This window comes from Pleionea sp. WD8-19, from assembly GCF_055326765.1.
The window spans coordinates 123,585-147,027 of record NZ_JBUZOU010000002.1; the positions used below are offsets into that span (position 1 = coordinate 123,585).

Annotated in this window: 21 protein-coding genes; 5 read left to right on the top strand and 16 right to left on the bottom strand. The window is 43.0% G+C overall.

Going from position 1 to position 23,443, the window contains the following annotated elements:
* Positions 1-4: 4 nt before the first annotated feature.
* Positions 5-1,555, bottom strand: a complete 1,551-nt coding sequence (locus ACTUJY_RS03135) for a serine protease (protein WP_463614598.1) — start codon at positions 1,553-1,555, stop codon at positions 5-7.
* A 200-nt stretch (positions 1,556-1,755) separates the two neighbouring features.
* Here ACTUJY_RS03135 and ACTUJY_RS03140 point away from each other — a divergent pair, with 200 nt between their 5' ends.
* Positions 1,756-2,250, top strand: a complete 495-nt coding sequence (locus ACTUJY_RS03140) for a hypothetical protein (protein WP_463614599.1) — start codon at positions 1,756-1,758, stop codon at positions 2,248-2,250.
* A 35-nt stretch (positions 2,251-2,285) separates the two neighbouring features.
* Here the strand turns inward: ACTUJY_RS03140 and ACTUJY_RS03145 are convergent, their stop codons facing one another.
* The 12 genes from ACTUJY_RS03145 to ACTUJY_RS03200 all read right to left on the bottom strand — a co-directional run bounded on the left by ACTUJY_RS03145 (position 2,286) and on the right by ACTUJY_RS03200 (position 16,247).
* Positions 2,286-5,234, bottom strand: coding sequence for a TonB-dependent receptor domain-containing protein (locus ACTUJY_RS03145; RefSeq protein ID WP_463614600.1), 2,949 nt, complete (start codon positions 5,232-5,234; stop codon positions 2,286-2,288).
* A gap of 278 nt (positions 5,235-5,512) precedes the next feature.
* Complete coding sequence (locus ACTUJY_RS03150; RefSeq protein ID WP_463614601.1) at positions 5,513-6,481, bottom strand: FAD:protein FMN transferase; 969 nt, start codon at positions 6,479-6,481, stop codon at positions 5,513-5,515.
* A gap of 44 nt (positions 6,482-6,525) precedes the next feature.
* A complete protein-coding gene (locus tag ACTUJY_RS03155; protein WP_463614602.1) occupies positions 6,526-7,476 on the bottom strand; it encodes a TonB family protein in 951 nt (316 codons plus the stop codon).
* Between the two features lie 3 nt (positions 7,477-7,479).
* The gene (locus ACTUJY_RS03160) at positions 7,480-7,989 is read right to left on the bottom strand and encodes an ExbD/TolR family protein (RefSeq protein ID WP_463614603.1); all 510 of its coding nucleotides are present in this window, start codon (positions 7,987-7,989) and stop codon (positions 7,480-7,482) included.
* The gene (locus tag ACTUJY_RS03165; protein ID WP_463614604.1) at positions 7,990-8,526 is read right to left on the bottom strand and encodes an ExbD/TolR family protein; all 537 of its coding nucleotides are present in this window, start codon (positions 8,524-8,526) and stop codon (positions 7,990-7,992) included.
* 15 nt (positions 8,527-8,541) lie between these two features.
* Entirely contained in the window at positions 8,542-9,291 is a 750-nt protein-coding gene (locus ACTUJY_RS03170; RefSeq protein WP_463614605.1) for a MotA/TolQ/ExbB proton channel family protein, read from the bottom strand.
* Between the two features lie 98 nt (positions 9,292-9,389).
* Positions 9,390-9,689 carry a hypothetical protein gene (locus ACTUJY_RS03175; protein ID WP_463614606.1) on the bottom strand — a complete coding sequence of 100 codons (300 nt, stop codon included), beginning with the start codon at positions 9,687-9,689 and terminating at the stop codon, positions 9,390-9,392.
* A complete protein-coding gene (locus ACTUJY_RS03180; RefSeq protein ID WP_463614607.1) occupies positions 9,686-10,300 on the bottom strand; it encodes a tetratricopeptide repeat protein in 615 nt (204 codons plus the stop codon). The genes ACTUJY_RS03175 and ACTUJY_RS03180 overlap by 4 nt, the downstream gene beginning before the upstream one ends.
* Entirely contained in the window at positions 10,300-13,158 is a 2,859-nt protein-coding gene (locus ACTUJY_RS03185) for a tetratricopeptide repeat protein (RefSeq protein WP_463614608.1), read from the bottom strand. The genes ACTUJY_RS03180 and ACTUJY_RS03185 overlap by 1 nt, the downstream gene beginning before the upstream one ends.
* Positions 13,155-15,086, bottom strand: a complete 1,932-nt coding sequence (locus ACTUJY_RS03190) for a tetratricopeptide repeat protein (RefSeq protein WP_463614609.1) — start codon at positions 15,084-15,086, stop codon at positions 13,155-13,157. The genes ACTUJY_RS03185 and ACTUJY_RS03190 overlap by 4 nt, the downstream gene beginning before the upstream one ends.
* 25 nt (positions 15,087-15,111) lie before the next feature.
* A complete protein-coding gene (locus ACTUJY_RS03195; RefSeq protein ID WP_463614610.1) occupies positions 15,112-15,636 on the bottom strand; it encodes a hypothetical protein in 525 nt (174 codons plus the stop codon).
* A 176-nt stretch (positions 15,637-15,812) separates the two neighbouring features.
* Positions 15,813-16,247, bottom strand: a complete 435-nt coding sequence (locus ACTUJY_RS03200) for a TlpA family protein disulfide reductase (RefSeq protein WP_463614611.1) — start codon at positions 16,245-16,247, stop codon at positions 15,813-15,815.
* A 240-nt stretch (positions 16,248-16,487) separates the two neighbouring features.
* Here ACTUJY_RS03200 and ACTUJY_RS03205 point away from each other — a divergent pair, with 240 nt between their 5' ends.
* Positions 16,488-18,221 (top strand): hypothetical protein, encoded by a 1,734-nt coding sequence (locus ACTUJY_RS03205; RefSeq protein ID WP_463614612.1) that lies wholly within the window; start codon positions 16,488-16,490, stop codon positions 18,219-18,221.
* Here the strand turns inward: ACTUJY_RS03205 and ACTUJY_RS03210 are convergent.
* Positions 18,184-19,392 (bottom strand): YihY family inner membrane protein, encoded by a 1,209-nt coding sequence (locus ACTUJY_RS03210; protein WP_463614613.1) that lies wholly within the window; start codon positions 19,390-19,392, stop codon positions 18,184-18,186. The two genes, ACTUJY_RS03205 and ACTUJY_RS03210, sit on opposite strands and share 38 nt — an antisense overlap.
* Before the next feature lie 58 nt (positions 19,393-19,450).
* Here ACTUJY_RS03210 and arsC point away from each other — a divergent pair, with 58 nt between their 5' ends.
* Genes arsC through ACTUJY_RS03225 form a run of 3 tightly spaced genes read left to right on the top strand, consistent with a single transcriptional unit; the run spans position 19,451 to position 20,795 of the window.
* Positions 19,451-19,801 carry an arsenate reductase (glutaredoxin) gene (arsC, locus tag ACTUJY_RS03215; protein WP_463614614.1) on the top strand — a complete coding sequence of 117 codons (351 nt, stop codon included), beginning with the start codon at positions 19,451-19,453 and terminating at the stop codon, positions 19,799-19,801.
* On the top strand, positions 19,801-20,397 hold the full coding sequence (wrbA, locus tag ACTUJY_RS03220) for an NAD(P)H:quinone oxidoreductase (protein WP_463614615.1): 597 nt from the start codon (positions 19,801-19,803) through the stop codon (positions 20,395-20,397). The genes arsC and wrbA overlap by 1 nt, the downstream gene beginning before the upstream one ends.
* 29 nt (positions 20,398-20,426) lie before the next feature.
* Positions 20,427-20,795: a DUF2069 domain-containing protein gene (locus ACTUJY_RS03225; RefSeq protein ID WP_463614616.1), complete on the top strand. Its 369-nt coding sequence runs from the start codon at positions 20,427-20,429 to the stop codon at positions 20,793-20,795.
* A gap of 3 nt (positions 20,796-20,798) precedes the next feature.
* Here ACTUJY_RS03225 and aroC read toward each other — a convergent pair whose 3' ends face one another.
* Positions 20,799-21,878, bottom strand: coding sequence for a chorismate synthase (gene aroC / locus ACTUJY_RS03230; protein ID WP_463614617.1), 1,080 nt, complete (start codon positions 21,876-21,878; stop codon positions 20,799-20,801).
* Between the two features lie 76 nt (positions 21,879-21,954).
* Positions 21,955-23,244 (bottom strand): 3-phosphoshikimate 1-carboxyvinyltransferase, encoded by a 1,290-nt coding sequence (gene aroA / locus ACTUJY_RS03235; RefSeq protein ID WP_463614618.1) that lies wholly within the window; start codon positions 23,242-23,244, stop codon positions 21,955-21,957.
* Positions 23,245-23,443 lie beyond the last annotated feature (199 nt).

The following is a 23,443-nucleotide window of genomic DNA, read 5'->3' on the forward strand; positions in this document are numbered from 1 at the left end:
TAATTTAAGAATGGGACGTTGCGCGTCGGCGTCCCAATAGCAACAACATGAAACCTGCTGAAACCGCTATACTGCCGGCTTGAACGTCGCTTCCCTTCTCACGTTTTTGTGATCCTTTTAGCTCTATATTTTCTACAGCCAGCTTTAAGCTTTTTCGCTCATTATTTTCTTTATCAGGCTCTATCAAAATAGCCAATGAATGAAGTTGCTCACCGGAAACAGGAAAATGAAACGCATTTTGCTGCGTTAAACTCAGTTTTCGATTATCAAAAAGTAATGTCCAACCTCTACAAGATAAAGTTTTAGTGCAGTCATCTTCACCTTCCGCAGTTAGTTGAAAAGAAAACTCGCCTTTACCTTGAATCAGCGCTAATGCGATTTTGGGATGAGAGTCTGTCAAAGTCGATGACAAGTATTCCACTTTGTCATCAAATACTTGCCAATTTTCATGCTGTGTAGTGTACCACTGAACCGACGCATTTGAAGAAACTTGCGATTGATGGTTATAAAATGATAAAACCATCCCTTGTAAATTCACCTGCCGCTTTACACCACTATAAATATCCTGAACTTCCAAAGTTCCTATTTGCTGGTCAGTTTGTGAAGAGTTTAGCTCAACGTATACTTTACAACTCATTCCTGGCTCAATAATGGAAAAGCAGTTCTGTTTTGCTATCGAAAAGCTTTGAGCGGCATTATTGGTTAATTGAACTTCTAAACTCATTTGTTGAGCCGAATGATTCGCAATTAAAACCGGCAACATCATCGCCTTACCTTGAGGTAATAAGCCAAAGTCAACGACTTCCGGAGTAAAAATTCCACTGGTCGTACTTTCTATCCAGGATTTAAACTCTGACAGTCGCGTAAAAACACTGTCGATTCCCACTTGATTACACGCATAAGCCCAACTGACGATGCCTATCAGCAACCATCGGCCATTTTGTTCAACCATCAGTGGACTCCCGCTATCGCCAAAGCAATTGCTGCGTGTTATATCCAAAGGTTGTGCACAAAACATGGATGAATGGATTTCAACCGGTTCAGGCTTCTCCGATTGACTGGCCAGAGCTTCACTCATTTCGGATTCGCATTGTTGCTTGTCTTTCAATAAGAAAGCGGCGGGAGCAGTTTGCTGTTGAAAGTCTTGCCAACGAAAAAGATCGGCCAAAGTACCACTGTAAAAAAAGTTACTTATCGATGTTTGGCTCTGCTGGACGTGACCCTCTGGTACCGCGTTGACTAACCTTAACAGAGCAATATCATTGGCCAACGTTGCGCGCTGCCAGTCTGGATGTTGTATGATACTCTGGACTTGTCGTTGAACATTTCCACGCTTCGACTTAAGCTTGATAAAGAGTTCTTCAGCTTGGTAGTTATCGACACAATGCGCGGCGGTTAAAACCCAGAAGCGTTCAAAGATTACACCAGAACAAAAGGATTCAGGGTCTGATATTTGATTAACGTGGTCGATCGGCTTGTTCTGTGAAAATATCGCAACCACTGGTGGATCAGCTGAGTTATTAGCATAAGCGAAAGCAGAGCAACAACTGCCCATATAAATTATCCATAATATCAGTCGCTTAAACTTTATCATTATACTCAAATATCGTGACTCACGAACGAACAGTGTACCAGAAATACCCTACATAAAAAGTGCAAGATTTACACGTCGGGTAAATTACGCTCATTGTCTGGACAGTCTTTCACGATTTTCTTAGACTGCGCAACAAAGACTCTCCATCATGGAATTAAATTATGAACAAAACAATCCTATGTATCAGTTTGTTGGCTGTCATGCCTAATTTCGCCAATGAACCATTGGCGAAACAATGTAGCCTGATTGAAGACGATGGTGCACGGCTCGTTTGCTACGATAAGATTTTCCGTTCACCGAGCTCCGATACAACGCAAAAGCAGACACCACAACAGTCCGTAGACAATGCAAAAAATGAACATTCAATAACCCCTACTCCCGCCTTGACCCATGAGAATATTTTCGGATTTGAAAACAAACGGTCACAGCATTCTCCAGATAAGCTGGAAAGCCGTGCCATTGGCAGCTTTAAAAATTGGAAAAAGAAAATGAAAATCAAACTGGAAAATGGGCAAGTGTGGAAAGTAACCAGCTCAAGTAGCATGTACTATAAAATCGAGAACCCCAAAGTTACCATTGAAAAAGGGGCTTTGGGGGCGTTCTATATGGGAATTGAAGGAGTCAATCGCCGGCTTAAGGTTACTCGTATTAAATAAGACATTAAAAAAGGGAGCGATGCTCCCTTTATGTTTTATGGTCGAATCGAAAACTTAAGATACCAATAACGCCCTTGCGGATCGTATACGCCCGGTAAATAACCGTTCAAATCACATTGAGTACATACGGGTGGCTCTTCATCAAATAAATTTCGAGCGCCTAAGGCAACATCCGTATCGTACTCGCCGAGCTTAAAGCTGTACCCAACTTGAAAGTCTATGTAGTAAGTATCGTCGAGAATATTAGTCGATGCAGCATCATTATTAGGGTTCGGATTACTGCATAACCCAAGCGCAGTTAAACTGTTTGGAGAACCATCTAAGAAGTCAGAGCACGACTCATAAATTTTAGAAATATAACGAAGTGTTGTACTTGCTCTCCAATCATTCTTTGAATAGTCCAATGTCAAATCGTATTTCCACTCAGGAATTGCTCTATCAGGATTACTTCCAAACTCAGTTCCATCTCGATCAGTTGATCGATTACCGTCGCCATCAATTTCAATGTACTCATTAACGAAAGAGTTTCTCCAGGTAACGTTAATTCGACCGATACTCAGCTCCGTACTATAAGATACTTTGAAGTCAGTACCCGATGTCTCAACCCCACCAATATTTTGCAGGCCGTTGTCAAAACCATTAATTGTACCGGACGCTGTTCGCGAAATGGCATCACAGTTACTGGGTCGAAGACCTGAAACACATTGGTCCAACAGCGCTTGTGCATCGGCTTGAATTGCATTGTCAATTTCATGCTCATAAAACGTAAGCTCAAACGACAAACTCGAGTCATCAAACCAATCTGGGCTATACACAGCTCCCCAAACTAGCGACTCAGACTCTTCTGGTTGTAACTCGGTATTACCGCCAGTTTGAACCGAAATTTGACCGTCTCTTTGGTTATAGTTGCTAAAGTTTGAGTTGGTCCAAATTTGACTACAAGCAGAATGGTTACTTGGATCACCGCAAGGATCAGTTAAAGTCTCATCACTCCGTGCGCCGGTATTAAACAGTTCACCGATAGAAGGTGCTCTAAAACCTTCAGAAGCCGCTATTCTAAAAGAAAACTCTGGTAAAGGACGCCACAAAAATCCGATTTTAGATGTGGTTGCATCAAATTTTGAACCCGCAGTTGTTTCATAATCCGATCGTCGGAGTGCCGTCGTCAACTCCAAAATATCGGCACCTGGCTTACCTTCAATGAATGGAAATTTTGCTTCTATGTAAAACTCATCGGCTGTAAAAGCTCCATCGGTAGGGCTCGCTGGTATCCCCATTGTTTCACCACTCGAAGCAACAGGATCGGGACTAAAAAATCCGCTCTGAACACGGTGTTCCATACCACTAGCAAATGCTGCGTATCCGCCAGGCATTTGAAACAACTCACCTGTAATATTCGCACTAAACAACTGTACTTTATTTTCACTCACATCTTTTTGTTCGAACATAATGTAATTCAACATTTCATTGGTAATTGCATTTTGTCCGAAAATATCAAGTGGTACGCATAATGGATCGGCATTACACTCATCGACAGGTCCCAGTGCTTTTTTAATTCTTGCTGCGTTAAGAGCACCCGTTTTAATTTGCGTAGCATAGTTTTTACCCCAAGACATGCCAATGTCCCAGTAGTACGCCGCCCCCCCAACATCAAACGTCCCTTCAAATGCAGTAGTAATATAAGAAGTATTGACATTCTGGTGGTATCGTCTCGGACCGGCTTCAATGGGTCGTCGACCCGCGAAGACAAAGTTACTGCTGTCTAAGGTCATTCCAAAGGGGTTATAGGGATTTGTTGAGTCAATAGAAACAGTATCAGCAATACCGCCTGTTCCCGCATCAGGACCAATAAAAATGGGCTCTGGAGCCGCCTGATTTTGCGACTTCCGAATGTTATACATCACTTGAGTAACAAAACTGACTGAATTAGAAAGGTCGTAACGCGCCCTCGAGTAAATATTCGTCCTCTGACTTGGAGTCACGTATAAGTTAAAAGCAGCGTAATTAAATCGGTCGGCATCCGTAAACCCATGAAACTCTGTTGGAAAATTTAAAGTTCCACTCGTTGCCGCTGTTCCATTAGGTGTCACACTACAAAGCGTTGAGTCTTCAATATCGTCATCATTTGTGTCAATGAATGAACAGAGGCCACCATAATCATTAGTAATTTGAGGTTCAATCCAGACAAATCGACCAAAGGGTGTTGCCGAGCTTCCCCGAGTATTTCCGGTTCCGGCTAAAGGCGTATCCGCTAAGCTTCGGTCTTTAGAAAAAACAACATTTTGATCAACGTGGCTGACCGAAGTGACAATATTGTGCCTGTCGCCAATGGCTCCAAAGGTCAGTTCAAAGCTCGTCGTTTCACCATCATCGAGACTTCCAATAAAATCACCAAACCCACCATACGATGTATTCAGTTCCCAGCCATCAAAATCTTTTCGAGTAATAACATTCACTACTCCGGCAATCGCATCTGAGCCGTAAATAGAAGAGGCTCCATCTTCAAGTACCTCAATTCTCTCAACAATCGAAACAGGAATGGTATTTAGATCAACAGCACCCGATACTCCACTCGCGGAGGAACCATTAACCCAACGTTTTCCATCAACCAGAACTAATACACGGTCGGAACCTAAATGTCTTAAATCAACTTCCGCGCCTCCAGCACCAACACCACCACCATCCGACGGCATACCGAAGTTACCACTGCTATTAAATCGAGTATTTAATGCCGCGCCAGACGTCGACATCTTTTGTAAAATATCAGCAACGGAGGTTAATCCCGTTTTTTGCAAATCCTCTCTTGTTAATGTAAGTACCGGTGCATTACCAGCGGCTTGAGACTGCCGAATTCGGGAGCCCGTGATGACAACTTTTTCATCGGCTGATGCTTCTTCTGCATGGACCATTGGTGCCGATACAAATAAGGTTGAAGTGAATGCCAGAGGGATCAAGGCGAGCTTGAATGGTTGTTTCATTATCATAGGATTAACTCCCTTTTCTGTTTGTTTTTTTAGAGTTAAAACTCGTCTAAAACAGCACGGTTCGAAAAGCAGTTTTAGCAAGTATTTATCATCTCAACCATACATGATTTATTTCCCATTTAAAACAACAAACGCTTCTCGTTTCGAGATGCATATTAGCTAAATTTACCGCATCAAACGAAAGAAAATACACTGAGAACTGAGTAAAAAAAACAAAGTAAATGCCTTAATAAAAAACAATAATGACATCGCGCACAAAATATAATATTGAGTCGCTGTTAATGGGCCTGCAGGTCTTTGCTGTAGTGAAACTTTCCTTTATCATCAATAATAATGGCGCTGACACCGGATAGATTATTAATCAGCTTCAGTCCTTTCTCCGGACCTAGTACAAATACACTGGTAGATAATGCATCAGCTGTTGTTGAGTCATCGGCAATGATCGAAACGCTGACACTGCCTTTGGCAGAACGACCTGTTTTAGGATCAAGAATATGGTGAATACGTTCACCATTTTTAATAAAGAAACGCTCGTAATCTCCAGAAGTTGATATCGCGACATTTTCGAGAGGAACTTGTGTTAACACTTGGTTTTTATCACGAGGATGCTGGATACCAATCGTCCATAATCGCCCTCTCTTATCACCCAATAACCGACTGTCTCCACCCGCTTTAATAAAAGCATTTTTTACGCCACTGACCGCAAGAATTTTAATACATTGATCAACCGCATGGCCTTTTGCAATACCACCTAAGTCAATTTTAACACCACGACGTGTAAAGAATATGGTTTGTTGCTGAGCATTCATTTCAATAGCGGCATAGTCGATGTTTTTTTTCGAAGCATCAATAAAAATGTCATCTGGAGATGTTGCTTTACGGTAGTCGTACTTGTAACCCACGCTAGCAAAAGTAATATCAAAAGCACCTTGCGTTCGTTTTGAAAAGTCGATGGAGAGCTCAATAAGCTGGAAAAGTTCTTTTGAGATATTAACCGGCTCTTTATCTGCCATAGCATTAATACGATAAAGTTCACTGCTCTCAATAAAAGGACTCATCAGCTTCTCGATGCGATTCATTTCATCCACAACACTCTGAATTAAGCGCTGCGCATTTTTAGAGCTGTCCTCCCAAAGTTCCACTTGAGCTTCTGTGCCCATAACTTGAAACTCATGTTTATGCCATTGAGCAAAGGCGGGGTTTAAGAAAATTAGAAATGCTACAAACAGAGTTTTGTGTATGTTCATTTTAATATCTTATAGAGAAAAAATACCCAGCAACCTGGGTATTTTTACTGAGGTGCAAAAACAACAGGGTAATTACCTTCCCAAACACCAACATCCATAGCACCAAAATTAAGTCGTTTAATCGCCGCCATCAATCGCTTTTCGAGCTTGGGGTCATTCAACTGGCTGCTCACAATACTAACATCAATGACTTTTCCATCTGGTGATATTTTAAGTTTGAATACAACGGTACCTTGTAAGGAAGGGTTTTTTCTTAAAGCTCGATTATAAGCGGTGAAGATAGTGCCTTGTCCACGGTCAAACGTGAGCTGAATGTTTTCACTGGTTCTTGAGCCGCCTTTTCCTCCAGTACTGGCTGTTGATTGCTTTCGAGTCACACCCTGTATTTTACTGGTCACAGCGGTCGTTCCACTTCCTTTTAACGCACCACCACCTCCTTTTGAAGTACTGGCAACCGATTGATTAATACCGCCACTGTCTTGTAGTGCCGAGTTACCAATGACTTCTCGTCGAGTTTCCGTTTCCTGAGTACCTGTGCGAGTTAAATCCGTTGTTTCCGTGAGCTCCGCTACCGTTGTGTTTTCTCTTAAGTCAGCAAACACATCAAATACGGCGGCTTTTTCTTCAGCAACCTGCTTCGCCGATTTTACTGTCGGTTCCGGTTTCGGATCCGGTTTTTTTTCTTCCGGTTTTGGCTTAGGTTCTTCTTTCTTTTCCTCCGGCTTTGGCTCTTCCTTTTTTTCCTCTTCTTTCGGCAGCTCCGGGGGCGGAGGTGGCATTTTTTCCTTTTTTTGTTCAATGACTAACTTTACTAAACGATCCGGAACTTTATTCACTACGCGTACGTCTTTAGGAACATCAATCAATGGAATGATTATTCCAAACAGCAAGCATAAAATCAAAATCGTTAATAATATTTTGCGAAAACGACGACTCTCTTCCTCGGATATTTCCCAAGGAAGCATGGGTGTTAAAAGCGGATAACCACGACTCATCGACTACTCTCCAGCCTCTTTTTTATCCGATTTTTTAACAACCGCTAAGGAAATATTTTTATAATTAGACTCACTCAAAGTGTAAAGAATGCGTTTCAATAATTTATAAGGGATTTCCTTGTCACCCATTACCGTAACTTCACCAGCGTCATCGGGCGATGCGCTAATACCAAGTCGTTGTTGCAATTGAAATTCAAGCTCCTGCTTCAAGCCCGGAATAATGTTTTCATCACTCTCCATCACATCAGAAGCTTTCGCTACTTTACGGCCCTGAACAATCAAGTCGTCGTTATTAACCATAATTAATAATGTTTCTTCCGGTAATCTTTCTGATGAAGACTCCGGCAACTTTACCGCTTTTGTTGAAGGGAGCTGCTCCACCGTCGATGAGTTTACCAGCAGAAAAAAAACCAGAATGGTAAATATGTCCATTAAAGAAACCAGGTGCAAGCCGCCCTTGCCAAAACGTTTATGATGTCGCTCCATGCGCTTAGCGCGATTTGATAATTTCATTTATTGACCTCCCGCCTTTTTATCATAAGCAGGAGGCGCGCTACCAATAGAGATATCGGGAAACAACTCGCCATAAACAATGGTTTTTTCGTTATTCTCGTCCCTTTCATTCGTCATTAATCGAACAGCATCCATCGTCTGGATCAAAACATCGTACTCGATGTTCTCTTCTAACAATAATGTAATGGCTGTTTCATCTCGAAAATCCGGTGAAGACTTGAGCGACTGCAAAGACTGATTTAACTTTTCGAAGTTATAACCTTGCTCGTCATTAGGAATCGTCACAAACCCACCGGTTGCACGTTCCGCCAGTTCGAGTCGATTTGAACGTACAATAACCTCTAGTGCTTTGATCGGCTCTTCTGATTGTTGAGGAGGAGAACCTGTGCCAGGCAAATTTAAATTTAAGATGGACACCTGAGAAAACACTGCCGTAATTAACAGAAACGGAACCAAAACCACCATTAAATTCATGAAAGCGGTTATGTTTAACTCGGCATTGACTTCTCTAGACCGTTTTGCCCGACGCTGCCACATAATTGAAAGACTCCTTTAAACCTGAGGACGAACCGCAGTTTTCGCTGCAGGTCGCTTTGGTGCATCAGGAGGCGTCGCCGAACGAATGACATTAATAAACTTAACCGATGCCATTTCCAAACTGTCGATAATTTCAGTGGTTTTAGTTTGTAAAAAAGTAAACATTAACAATAAAGGAATAGCAGCCATTAAGCCAAACGCCGTCGTATTCATGGCTACCGAAATACTTGCCGATAGCAAGTTGGCTTTTTCCGCAGGGTCAACGTTTGCAACCGCTGTAAAGGCGGTGATAAGACCAAGAATTGTTCCTAATAGACCTAATAAGGTAGCAATGTTGGCAAAAGTCGCAAGATACTGCGTACGTTTTTCAAGTCGCGGCATAATTTCCATTAAGCCTTCTTCCATGGCCATTTCTAAATCATCATGACGCCGCCCCTGCCCAAGCTTACTTAAGCCATAAGCCAATATTCGGCCTAAAGCGGCATTGGAATTCGATGCAACGTTCAAAGCTTGACGAAAATCGCCTTTATTCAACACCGGTAAAAGCTTTTTCCAAACCATCTGATTTTTTGTTTTAACCAATTGCAAATAAACATAACGCTCGATGGCTATTGCAATACCTAATGCCATTACGATTAAAATGGGGTACATAAACGCGCCGCCTTCTTGAAAAAACTCGACTACGTTCATAAAGAACCCTTTTTCTTCGACTGGCGCAGCGCTAGTAACGCCTTGAGTAAGCGCGAACAGTGCTAACCCCTTCATGTTAACTCTCCGTTTCTGTTTGAGGACTTAAATTGATCTCAAAGTATAACTCAGGAAAAATACAAATTTGTATAATTCCACGAAAATTGCGAAAAACTTCACTTTTCAGTTTTAGGCTGAAACTCACGATATATTTTAACTCTGCGTTTAAATACGTTACTTTCTACTGGCCCATACACTTCATCAACAATACGACCTTGTATAGGCGATATTTGGTTATGCGGTCCTTTCTTCCAAGGGATAATATAAAGCACATTGGGTAACTCTTGGTTACCCTTAATGGTCAAACCTAGCTGAGCGTCTCTTACTCGTGTTGTCACATCATTGTCTTGCTGTTCTGCGCTAAACAACTGCATTGAAAAAAGAAGCATAATGCCACTTAGAAATACGCGAATCATTGGACTACCTCCTCAGTTGCTGGCATGCGACGCTTTAACTCAATGATCCAGTTTTTGACTTTTTGGTTGTCTGGGTTCTGCGCTAAATACAGCTCAAAGGATTGCAACGCCAATGCAAAGTCCTGTAAATAAAGATCCGCAAGAATCCCCAGGTTTAAATGTGCATTTCCATAATTGGGCGCCTGAGTTGTTGCCGCAACGTAGGCTTCTTTTGCTTCGTTAAATCGCCCCATAAGTCGGTAAACAACACCGCGCATGTTAAACGCAGGTGGGTAGTTAGGACGAGTCGCTAAAGCCGAATCAATATGGGATTCAGCTAAAAGATAATCTTTTTGTTGAATGGCAATTAAAGCTCTATTCAAATCAATATGCGGATAAATTGAATATTCTACTTTTATACTTGCAAGCAATTGGTCCGCTTGTTGGAAGTTTTCATTGGCTACGAGCTGTCGAGCTTCTTGCAACTTCTGTTCGAGCGTTGAAGGCAGCTCTTCCTGTAAAAAAGCAGGCCCCGTTAGAATATCGCTGACGACGTCTTCTGTGGGCTGTTTTTTATCGAATGAAACACAACCACCTAAAACGAAAAGACTCACCGCAAAAAATAATCGCATTACTTCATGCCTCCAAACCAACCTTCCAGTACTTCCTGCTTGTCATAGCGCGCGGGTTGCAATTTTGCCAATTCTGAAAATGATTTTTTGATCCAGTCATCGTACAAATTTTGCAATACTCGTTCGGAGTTCGAGGTGTAAATGGCGATCGCCTTCTCTTCAATTGGAAAAGCTTGATCTTCAATAAGATAGTTATACTCTTCCAACTCTTCTTCGCTCATACCTTTGGGACGTTCCGACTTGATAATGTCTTTCGCAAGCGTATGGTAAAGCTGTCCTACCCGATGAGTGCTGGCTGTCGTAAATTCAGCCACTTTAAACTTGCCGATTTCACCGTATGCTGCCAACGCCTTGTCCATTGCCGCACGTTTCTTTTTCAATGAATTAGCCAGTGGCAAAGTAAGTTTAATGGATTGGTAATTTTCATAAAGTGGTTCAGCTAACTCAAAAGCCGAGCGAGCCGCTAAGTAACGCGTTCTATCCGTGTTCTCTTTTCCACCACTCCGATAGCGACTCACAATTTTGCCACGCCAAAAATCCGCTTTCTCACGGTTGTTCTGCTGCTCATACAAGTCTACCAGCTTTGCAGCCGCTTCAACGGATTGAACAAAGGGCTGTTGATATTTCCAGTAATAATTTTTAAACGCACCAATGGCTGAGCTAATATTACTGGCTTTTAAGTAAAGGTCAGCAACATACCATTGAATGTCTCGGGCTTTTTCCGGATCTTTTGTTGCGCCACCAATTCTTTCATAGGCCATCGCAGCATCAGACCACAATTGCATTTTCTCGTAAACAAAGGCGAGACGCTCATCTAACCCTTCCGCAAGAGCATGTGATGCAAAACGACCTCGAAACCCTTCCAACGCAACTTTAGCAGCCGGCCAATTTTCCAGCTTCATCAACAGTACGGCCGCATCTATCTCAGCATTGGGCCGAATGGATGCATTCGGTTCAACAGCAACCATTCTTTGGTATTCGGAAATGGCTTTTTGTAGTTCGTTAATATTTTTAAACTGTTGTGCCTGTTGATATATCGCCTGTGCTCTTCTTTCGTGAAACACTTTTTTATCGGTTGGTGTCAGAGTAGTTTCGGTCAACACGCGAGTGATAGCCTGCTCTGCGGTAGCATACTGTTTTAAATCGAATAACCCGTTAGCAATAATAATTTTTGCTCGATCCGTTTGCGCATTGGTCTTACTGCCCGTTAATGCTAATAATTTTTCCGATGCCGATATGGCCTCAGGCAATCGATTAAAAACGATTAACTGCTCGGCGGCTCGTAGTACCAATTCGGCAGCGCGAGTGGATGCAGGGAAAAACTCAGCAAACAACAAAGTATAATTAATGGACTGTTCCTGATATTGCGCAACCTGCTGAACGTTTTGCTTAGGTGTTTGCTGTTCCAGTGCCTGTAGCGCTAGCAAAATATTATACGCCGCCTGTTCTCGCTTAGTGTAACTTTTGTATTGATAGGCAATCACATCGAATTCCTGGATTGCTTGCTGATATTGTTCCGCGTCGAATAAGGCTTCTGCCATTAAAAAGTGATAAGGCGCAACCTGCTGTTCTTCTTTTAACAATTGCAAAAAATGGCTATACCACTCTGCAGCCACTACATAACTCTCTTTTTTCCTTTTGGATTGAGCTTGCGCATGATAATGACTGGATACCTCTTCCAAGTTCTTCAATACACTTGGTTTTAATTCACTTTGCAACCCATCGGGAGCGTTTGCCCAGTACTCACTTTTTACACCAAATTTTGTTAAAAAGTCTTCTTTTGCGGGTAAAACCAGAGAAGGAAAACCACCATCCACGTAAGTCTTAATCACTTGAAGTTGAAAATGTGCAGCACGCTCGTGATCCGGATGTGTGTTTACGAATGCAAGATAAGTATTGGCTGCATCCTGAAAACGTTCTTGCGTAAGATACAGCTGAGATAAATGGTGGTAAATTTCATGTGCATAACGATTATCTCCATGCTTTTTGAAGTATTCGGTAACCGATGTGGGCCCATCAAGATGATAAAAAGACAACGATATTGCGCGTTGCGTATCTTTAATTAAGTCCGCAGCAACAAGTTTTACATCGCCACTCACTTGCGTTCCTTCCTTTAACCGCTCCAGAAGTGGAAAGAAGTTTTCCAATGCCGAATCGTAATCAACAACTTTAAATAATGACCAGCCGTTCTTATAAAGCGCCTTATCATAAAAATCCGTTTCATTGCCGTGCGTTAACACCTGTTGATAGGCAATAGCGGCTTGCCGGTAATCCTTTCTTAAAAAGTAGGCTTCACCCCGACGAAACTGCACTTCAACCATTTCAGGCGAGCTTTGATGTTCGGCTACCAGGTTATCCATTTGTTGTAACGACTCTTCTGACTTTCCTTCCAGTGCCAAAGCTCGCGCCAACTGATAACGAACGCTGGCATCATCTGCCTGTTTAGGAAATTCATCGATGATCTGCTGGTACAACTCGGCAGCACGAGTATAGCTTGCGTTACGGATCGCTTCAGGTAAGTGCGATTCGTCCTTTCCGTCTGCCAACTCCGCATTTTTTGCTTCGGCAAGTCGCATGTTCAAGTCTGCCAATCGACGCGTTGCTTGTCGCCTCACTTCGGCATGGGGAGATTGCATCAGCCTTAAATACGAATGAACCACTTGATCAGCATCGACTTGCTCAATATCAGACTCAGGCACTTCAACTTTTTTCTGATCAACAAAACGAACCGTAGGCTCCAATTTATCCAATGGAATACGCTTTAAACTTCGATCAACCTCCAATAAACCACAAGACGCCAAGCCAACGGTTAGGCTTACAGCCAAGATTAAACGAACTGAAAAGTCACGTGCGATCATTGCCGACTCTCCAGCAGTCGACCCACTGCTTCATCCTGAATCTTCGCAATAGACAACTCGGTTTGAGCTAACAAAAAGTCAATTTCCTGCTTGCGCTTATTCAGCTTTTCAATCAAAACTTGTTCCATCGCGCGTCGTGCCAACTCTCGATTATTCTCGATATCGAGCAATAAACCACTAATACGAGAGTCCAATGAAATAATTCGTTGGTCGTAGTTTAAAAACCGTGTCGCTGCTTTGGCATCTGCAGATTGAATACTTCGCGACTGCAATGCTAACTGTTCCATTGCTTGCTTGGCTTGTTTCACCTGTGTCTTTAAATGATGACTTCTTGGTCCATAACTGTCTGCAAGACGCCACAGCAATGCCCCGTGAATGCGCCGCCATTGCTCGTACTGATCTTCCAAATCAAACTCGGTTTGAGGTAAGTTATCTAACGTCAATTTAATACGCTGTAAGTCCTGATAATATTCAAGCTCTTCCTCATTCGCTAAAACCCAGAGATCATTTTGTGCTAAACGCTGGTTTGCTTGAGCGGACAATTGTTGAAAACGCAAGTTAAAATCATCACTCAACATGGATGCCGTTTTTACTGCGACTTGAGGTTTAATTTTCTGATAACGTAATTGGTGATTTTTCAACATTTGTTCAAACACCGGTAATTGTCGATGCCAGCGTTGCAATACCATGCTTAAATGTGACATTTCTTGAAACCGATGAAAATGTTGATTAAATTCGTTCGTAGCAACCACTTCCTGTAAATAGTATTCAACGGCATGATCGGTTACCGGTACATCGCCAGCTGCCCAACGATTAAAAATTTTATCGCCGTGAATGCCACGACTGTCGAGCCACTTTTGAAACAGATCTTCTTTTAGGTCTTGATGAGCATTTTCGATAATGGTGAGTTGCTCACCAAACATTGCGGCGGCTGTGACAAAAGACTCCAACGCTTCTTTTTTCGCACCTCGGTTGTAATAAGCAAACGCCAACGCCATTGCGGCTTCTTGTACCGCAGGATCCCTTGCGTCGCGAGTCAGTAACTCTTGCCAATACGCAACTGCTTTGTCTTCCGTTTTTGATTCGTAATAAGCCCACCCCAAAGCCAGTAACGCTCGATTACTGAAGACACTGCTTAAACGAACATTAATTAGATACTCTCGCGCTTGTTCTTGTTGCTTTTTTTCAAGATAATAATAACCAAGTGCAAGGTTAGCGCGATCGTATAAACTTCGTTCTACATCCGATGACTGAGCATTAGGGTACAGGTTATCGAAGAGCTCTATTGCCTCTTCCAATTGATTTTGTTGTAACAAAAATATCGCCAAATTAAACTGCGCAAAACGCCCCTGTTCCGATGCGGGAGAAATTTTTAGCAACTGCGCTTGCGCGTCCGAAAGTTGCCCTTGCTCGAAGGCAATTTGCGCACGAATTAACAAAGCTTCATCGACCAGTTCAGGAGGTAAAAAGGCTTCCGCTTTTTGTAAGTGAATCTGTGCGTCTTGAAATCGTCCATTCATGTAATGTGTTTTTGCGAGATAAAACCGCACCTGAGCCAGTTTTTCGCCTTGCGATTGCTCACTCAAAAGTCCAGTAAAAATATGTTCAGCCGACTGCAACATGCCATAGCTGAGATACATCACCCCACGCAATAGCCGCAAATGATGTTTGTGCTCTTCCACTTCCCCTTTATATTCAGCAACGTCCAACCGCGTTAATGCTGAAAAATAATTTTCCTGGTAGTAGTCGTATAGCAACTCACCAAAAGCCAATTCTTTTAGTTGAATTTTTGCGTCGGATTTAAGCGCCAAAATCGCTGCTGTTTGCTCATCAGCAAAAGCTTTGCAAGTGAGACCAATTGTTCCAAATAACAGAGCAAAAGAAAGCAGTTTGTTCCAGCAATGAATTGGAAAAATTAAAATTCTCATTTAAAAAATGCCTTTCCTTGACAGGTCAATTCCACTCTTTCACACTGAGTGCCGGTTGCTGTTTATCGGCATCGTCCATTATTTTAATTTCGAGTAACTTGGCTTCGGTATCTTTTTCAAAATCATGGCTTACCGCCAATTTATATTCACGATTTTCCGGACCGTACCCAATCACGACAGCAACGACTTGATGTTCACCGGTAGTAAAGTTGTCCAGGTGCAAACGCTGCACCGCACCACGCCTTAGTGCATCCAGCTCTCGATCCGTGTACAAATATTGGGTGATCCACTCCCCATCCACCTTGAGCTTAATGCTGTCGAGTTTGAAAAAGTGCCCTACATCAACTGAGACAAAAAACGCAACCTGAGTTGAAGCTGGAAAGAGCAAATCTTCTTCGAGGATGAACAGCTCGCGATTAATCGACAATACTTGCTTTTTTAGCTCTTCTAACGAATCAGCGACAGGAGCCGAATCAACTTCAGCAAAACTCGTAAAAGAAAAGCCAAGTGAGGTAAAAATGACCAAAACTGATCTCAGTAGCTTCGACATGCTACAACCGCCCATAGATTAAGATTATTGAGTTAGAACCTATTGAGTTTGATGGCGTCAATAGGGTCTCTTTATTATAGATTCAATTATGCGGGAAAATAACCGAATAAAATCTGTAACCGTGCACAAAACTTGAGATTTTTCCTGAGTTTACGGCTTAGTCAGCAGCAATAACCTCATGATTCGTCTCGATCCACTTTAATTTGCCTTATCAAATTTTGGATACGGTGAATATCCTGCTTCCCGTAAAACGGCCCTACCACGTCACCGTCCGGTGTTACCATTATGGTCGCTGGAAGCTTTGATGGACGTTTAAAAGGCACAATGGGAGCCGGTTTACTCGCCACGATAGGGTACTCCATTTGATATTTTTGCTTTGCAGTTTCCAACTGCTCATTAGATACAGGATCGTAACTGAATGCCAACAGTTCGAGCCCATTCTCCACTCGTTTCTGGTATATTTCATTCAACTCGGGCACTTCTTCCAGGCAAGGGCGACACCATTCGGCCCAAAAGTTAATGACTAGCCAACGACCTCGAAAGTCCGATAGTGATGCCTCTTGCCCATCCAATAAGAAAAACTGAGAATCATCTCGGCTGCACGACAGCAAGCAGCAAAAACCAAGCAAAAACAGCCAGATTCGTATTCCTGATCTATATTTAGAATTAATAATGCTCAATGTTTGGTACCTGTAACAAAAACACAAAATCTCTTACAGAGATTAACAAAGGCGAATGTAGCTACTATAACTACCGAAGCAGAATCATCAAGCTGTTCAGATAGTTACTTTGAATTAATTAGGTTAAACTATGCAACCGATTGCTCAATTTGACAAGAGAAGTGGGGTTGAATGGAATCATTACGTCTAACTTTTCCCGCGCAACAACAGGGACAACATTTACTGGTAGAAACCGAAACGGCAGCCTTAAGAAAGTGGCTCAAGTCACTGCCTTATGGCGATATGGGACGGGCTGTACCGGAAGTTTGCCGTGCTATCGCCAGCTTGAACCGATCGCAAATCGGTCAAGCCCAACGCCGCGACTTGGTCAACCTGTTTGACGCGACCTACGCTCAAATATTCGATGCTTACCGACCGAATGCCCCTCATATTATTAACGATGAACTGCGCCGTCGTGAGCATGAGCATCTACACCATTTAACTCGGGAAATGGCCTTTGCTCATAAAATTCTGACCGATGGCGAACTTAAGAAGCGCAAATTCTGGGGCAAAAATAAAGAACTGATACGCTCCATAAACCTATCGCTGCATTACCTCGGCCTCTTATTAATGGAGCATTACGAGTCTTACAGTCCAATACCAGTGTATTTATGGCGTGAATGCAACAGCCTTTATTCCTACGCTCAAAAAAAGCATCTCGAAGACGTCCCTATTTTTGATGATGACTATTTTCAGTGCTTATCCACCATAGAGCGTACCTTTGCTCGCACGTGCCTGATGTCCCTTTCCGATCCTTATCATCTGTCGCAAGGCGAGCATTGGCAACTGTTTAAATATTTGGAAAGTTGGGCGCACCTGGTTCAGTTTTCAGATGACTCTAATGACTTTGGCGAGCACCAGTGTTTTGTTGTACAACTCGACAGTCAACTTAAACCCGACTATGGCGCACAATTCAACGGCGACGTCGATGAAGACGATGTCGTGTTTATGCTCACGAATGACGTTATCCGACAGCTGAAATACCAACTCGATACGTTAAACCAGCAAAACGAACTACCATCTGGCTTCTATCGCGATATACGACGTGCATCTGCCCAATCTTTACTTGAGCATATGTCACTACACTGGAATGCAAAAGTTGAACGCAAAGGCCGACGTTACCCAGTGATCACTCGTCTCGATATTATCTGGGGTATCCATCCGGTTCATACGCTTTTAACAAAGCACATGAAGGAGCCGGAGTCCTCTCATTGGGATGCGCATACCATTGAGTCGTTTATCGAGCACGAACATAAAATCCCTCTCGCCTGGGATGCCATAAATGTCAGTGATGGGGGTATTGGGATCTCCACGCATCAGAATATTGCACACCGATTAAAAGTTGGTGAATTGGTGATTATTCGCGAATATATTGATAAAAAGCCGTCATTTCGTTGGCGCCCAGCGATTTGCCGCTGGCTGTTTGGTGATGAAAACCAAGGCACAAACGCGGGTTTAGAGTTTATCGATGGTTCGCTGATACCCTGTCGACTCAATAATAAACTGGCAAAAGCGAAAAAGTCTTTAGGCCAAGCCGCCCTCTTATTTAAACCTTTAGCGAATAACCCAAATGATCCCATATCGTTACTTGCAACTCGAGGAACTTTTCGCGAAGGCCGAGATTTTCTCCTGAGACATGGCAAACTTGTCGAAGACATTAAAACCCGAAAACGTACCTTGGTAACGCCTTGCGTCGAACTATTTCACTATCAAACCTATGAAGTTATCGAAGTGGAAGAGTCGCCAGAAGACGGTGTTAATGAAGTACTTCCCTGGACGTCAATGCCCAGCTACGACGACATGGAAGATGAGCAAAACCACAACGATATCAATCTGGACTCGGTTCGCTTACCAGGGGATCACTAAGTCGCCGCATTAACGCGGCGCGCGCCTCCGCAATTCTTCCAGCCAACTCAGCATCAACCTCAGACAACCGCTTTAACGTTGATTCATCGGGAACCTCTTGAATTCCAGCTCGAAAAATATCCGCCAGTTGATACGTCTGTGAATCTCCAGAAAGAGAATAACCTCCACCTTCTAATTCAATAATCAGTTTGGCAGCCATCAGCTTATCCACCACTTTGGATAAATCATCAAGTCGTACTTTGGGTAAATGCTCTTGAATGCTAAATATGTCCACCACTTGGCGATGGCTCTGTGATTGCACTAACAACTTTAATATTCTGGCGGCTAATACAAACGGATGACTGGCGTCTTTATCTGAATCTGGCTGAAAGACATCCAGTCCGTGACACAGTTCAGCCCCTAGTAGCACTATCATCCATGACACTTGAATCCAAATAAGAAATAAAGGAACCGAGGCTAAAGCGCCAAAAATCAACTGATAAGTAGAAAATTTCTTTACAAATAATCCAAAACCCCACTTCGCAATCTCAAACAAAATGGCAGCAAAAATAGCAGCAATCGCAGCGTGAGAAAGTTTCACCTTTCGATTGGGCACAGCAATAAACATTACGGTAAAGGCAACAAAAGCCATAAACATGGGCACACCACGTTTTAGTAAATCACTTTGGCTCTTCACCACATCCGATACCAAAGGTAAAGAGGCAAAATAGGAACTTACCCCCAAACTTAAAGCAAGCAGTAACGGCCCCATAGTCAGAACCGCCCAGTACACTAAAAACACTCGTACTGCCGAATTGTGCTTTTTCACCTGCCAAATGTGGTTGAACGATTTATCGATCGTACGCATCAACAACAACGAAGTTAACAACAGCATCACCGTTCCAATGGACGTGAGCCCCTGTGTATTCTGTACATACTGATTGAGATAGCTTTGAATGGCCTGACTGGACTCTGGCATAAAGTTTTCAAAGATTAAACTTTGAACATCTTGCCCCATGTGCTGAAACTGAGGAAACAGAGAAAGCAGCGCAAAAACAACGGTTAAAAAAGGAACCAATGACAATAAACTGGTAACGGTTAATTCGGCGGCAATCGAAGTGCAGCGATCGCGATCGAATCGCCTCAGAACATATACCGAGAACTGTTTAAACCAATGAAGCTTTTCTTCCATTTCCAATTCGGCCTACAATAGGTGATTCATTCTAAAGATTAACTTTTAAGGCTGGACTATGTCAGATTTCACTATATACCACAATCCTCGTTGCTCAAAGTCGCGCCAAACATTGGAGCTGCTTCGCGAAAATGGCATTGAACCCAAAATCGTCGAATATCTGAACACACCACCGAGCAGTAAAGAGCTGGATCGCGTACTCAAACTGCTTAAGATGGATCCACAACAATTAATGCGAAAAAAAGAAGCTGAATACAAAGAAGCCGGATTGAACGACGACTCTCTTTCCCGCAGCGAACAAATCAAGCGTATGGTTGCTAACCCAAAAGTCATTGAAAGACCTGTAGTCTTCACAAAAGACAAAGCCGCTGTCGGCCGACCACCCGAAAACATTTTGGACCTTATTTAATGGTTAAAATTCTGGTCCTTTATTATTCGACACACGGCGCGACCAAACAATTGGCGCGTCTGATTGCTCGCGGTATAGAATCGGAAGGCACTGAAGTCCTATTAAGAACAGTACCGCGTATATCCGCCAATAATGAACAAACCGAAGCCGCGTTTCCGGCCGAGGGAGATCCTTACGTTACGGTTTCCGAATTAAAACAGTGCGATGGCCTGGCCCTGGGTAGCCCTACTCGCTTTGGCAATATGGCTGCGCCACTTAAATATTTTCTCGAACAAACCAGTGAGCTTTGGTTAAGCGGAAATCTGGCCGGAAAACCCGCCTGCGTATTCACTTCAACGTCCAGCTTACATGGTGGCCAAGAAACCACTTTAACCAGTATGATGCTGCCGTTATTTCATCATGGTATGGTACTTTGTGGTCTTCCCTATTCGGAAACTGATTTACTGCATACGCAAAGCGGTGGTACACCTTATGGCGTGAGTCACTTTGCTGGATTACAAAACGATCAACCATTAACCGAAGAAGAAATACGACTGTGTAAAGCGCAAGGCAAACGCCTGGCACAACTGGCAATAAAACTGAAAACTTCAGATTAATTTGAAAATTCCATACATTGAAAATCAAGATGCAAATAAAACAAACACTTTCTATTACTCACACCATTACGCAACTCAGCTTTTTTGCATTGTTCGGCCTAATGCTATTGTGGCCATTATTTTGGTTTCCCAGCGAAGGAATCGACAACCGATTGTTAACCGCAATATGGGTTTTCCCGTTATTGTTTCCATTAATCGGCGTCATAAAACGTAAGCTTTACACCTACGCCTGGCTGCAATTTATCAACATGATTTATTTTTGCCATGCGATTATGTATTTAATGTCGAGTGAAAGCGAACGATGGATCGCCTTGGTGGAGTTGATCTTGGTCATGATCAATTTTACAGCAGCGATAGTGTGTATCCGCTTAAATAAAAAATTAACGGAACAAACCTAGATCCTATTGATAAACACCGAATCGTAAAAAATGATCGCAAAGGACCAAAGCAGCCATCGCTTCAACTATCGGAACCGCTCGAGGTAACACACAAGGATCGTGACGACCCTTGGCTTTAAAAGTAACGGCATTCCCATCAGTATCAACCGTGTTTTGATCACGCATAATGGTCGCCGTGGGCTTAAATGCCACGCGGAAAATGATGGGCATTCCGTTACTGATCCCACCTTGAACGCCGCCGGAAAAATTAGTTGTCGTTTTAACCACACCACCGTCATTGATAAAAGCATCATTGTGTTGCGAGCCGTTCAATAAAGTACCGGCAAAACCGCTCCCAATCTCAAAACCTTTACTCGCATTAATACTCAACATGGCTTTCGCAAGATCCGCTTCGAGTTTATCAAAAATGGGCTCACCTAAACCCACCGGAACATTTTTAACCACACACTCAATCACTCCACCTATGGAATCACCGGCTTTTCGTGTCTTTTCAATTCGTTCGACCATTTGTTCCGCTACATTTTGCTCAGGACAGCGAACCACGTTAGCTTCCACCAGTTCACGATCCACGATCAGAGGATCAATATGAGTCACCAGTTCTGCAACAGATTTTACAAAACCAACAATTTCAACACCGCACTTTTCCCGTAATATTTTTTCAGCAATCGCACCTGCCGCAACCGTGGGAGCAGTAACTCGCGCGGAGCTGCGCCCTCCTCCAGCCACGTCTCGAATGCCATACTTTTGTTGATACGTAAAATCCGCATGACTGGGGCGATAAAGCGACGCCATTTCAGAATAATCTTTAGAACGCTGATCCTGATTGTGAATAATCAAACTGATCGGTGTTCCCGTGGTTGTTCCATCAACGGTACCTGAAAGAATTTCAACGCGATCCGACTCTTTACGTTGCGTCACGATTTTACTTTGTCCGGGTCGACGACGATCGAGTGCCGGTTGCAAGTCCGTTTCGGATAACTCAATACCTGCCGGGCATCCCTCTAACACGCCGCCAATGGCTTTACCGTGTGATTCGCCCCAGTTGGTGAATCGAAAAATGGAGCCTATTGAATCGCCTGCCATAAAAATATTCAACCTTAACTATTGATGGGTTACACCCATCCTACAATTTAAATAAAAATCCAATAAAGGTATTGACTTAATCAACGATCACTTCCGAAGCGATACCCACTTCATTCAGTTTATCAAAATAATTCGGAAACGACTTGCTCACAACGTCTGCATTATTAATCACAACATTGGAAATACGAGAACCGATTAGTGCAAGACTCATTGCCATTCGATGATCATCGTAAGTTTCAACTTGAGTTCCGGTTAATTCACTTCCGGTTACTGCAAGATAATCCGAACCATACTCAACTTTAGCCCCCAGTTTTTGCAGTTCACGAGCCGTATCGACAATACGGTTAGACTCCTTGTACGCCAAATGCGCAATGTTTTTCATCACCGTGGTCCCTTCAGCAAAGCAGGCAGTCGCCGCCATAGTTTGCACTACATCAGGCATTTCTCCCATATCCATTTCGACAGCGTTCAACTTACCCAAGCGACTGAGTGTTAACTGTAGGTTATCGCGTTTAACGTCACAACCCATTTGTTGTAATACGCGATAAAACTGGGCTTCACCTTGTAAAGAATCAAAATCAAAATGTTGCAAGCTAATCTGTCCGCCATTAATCGCTGCGGCAGCCAAAAAGTAAGAACTGCTCACTGGATCGGGAGCGATAGAAACGGTACCACCGTTATAACCTCGTTGAGTAGGTACTAAGTAACTGGATTCACGCTTTTCAACTTTCACGCCGAACTGTCGCATCAATGCAACCGTCATATCGATGTATTGAGTGGACACCTGATTGTCAGCCAAGCGGATCGTAAAATCGTGCTTTAATAAAGGGGCTATCAATAATAACGCACTCACATATTGACTGCTTTTACTGGCATCGATGTCACATTCAAAACGAGTAACCGGACCGCGAACCGTAACCGGTAACGTATCACCAATTGCATCAATAGAAACACCGCATTGACTTAACGCGGCAAACAGCTCCGACATAGGCCGTGTATTCATTTTGTCGCTGCCGTAAATACGAGCTGGCTCCGATTGTAAGGCCGCTACTGCTGTCACAAAGCGAGAAAAGGTCCCACTGTGCGCGGTATAAATATCTCGAACATCACTTTCCGCAGAGATACCGGGTTTGGCATTTAAACAATCACCCACTCGTTGCAACTGATACCCCAAGGCATTCAGCCCGACAATAGCGGTATTGATGTCATCGTTATCCACTAAGTTATTCAATGTCACCGGTTCTTGCGCCAACGCCGCAATAATAACCAAACGATTAGCCAAATACTTGCTGCCCGGCAACGTAATCGATGCATCAATGGATGAAACTGGAATGATTTTTCGCTTCACTTTTGTATATACAACCATCAATTAAAAAGTTCTTAATTGTAACCCAGCATCGCATAAAAGCTTTATTTCAAGCATATTCGATAATGTTATTGACAAAACAAGCCACGCAATGCAATTATACAACTCATGAATAGACGCGACTCAAAAATCATTCGAATCATCAACCTATCCGGTTGGTTTCATCATCACCATCACCCTTTCAGGTGACGGTGCTGTC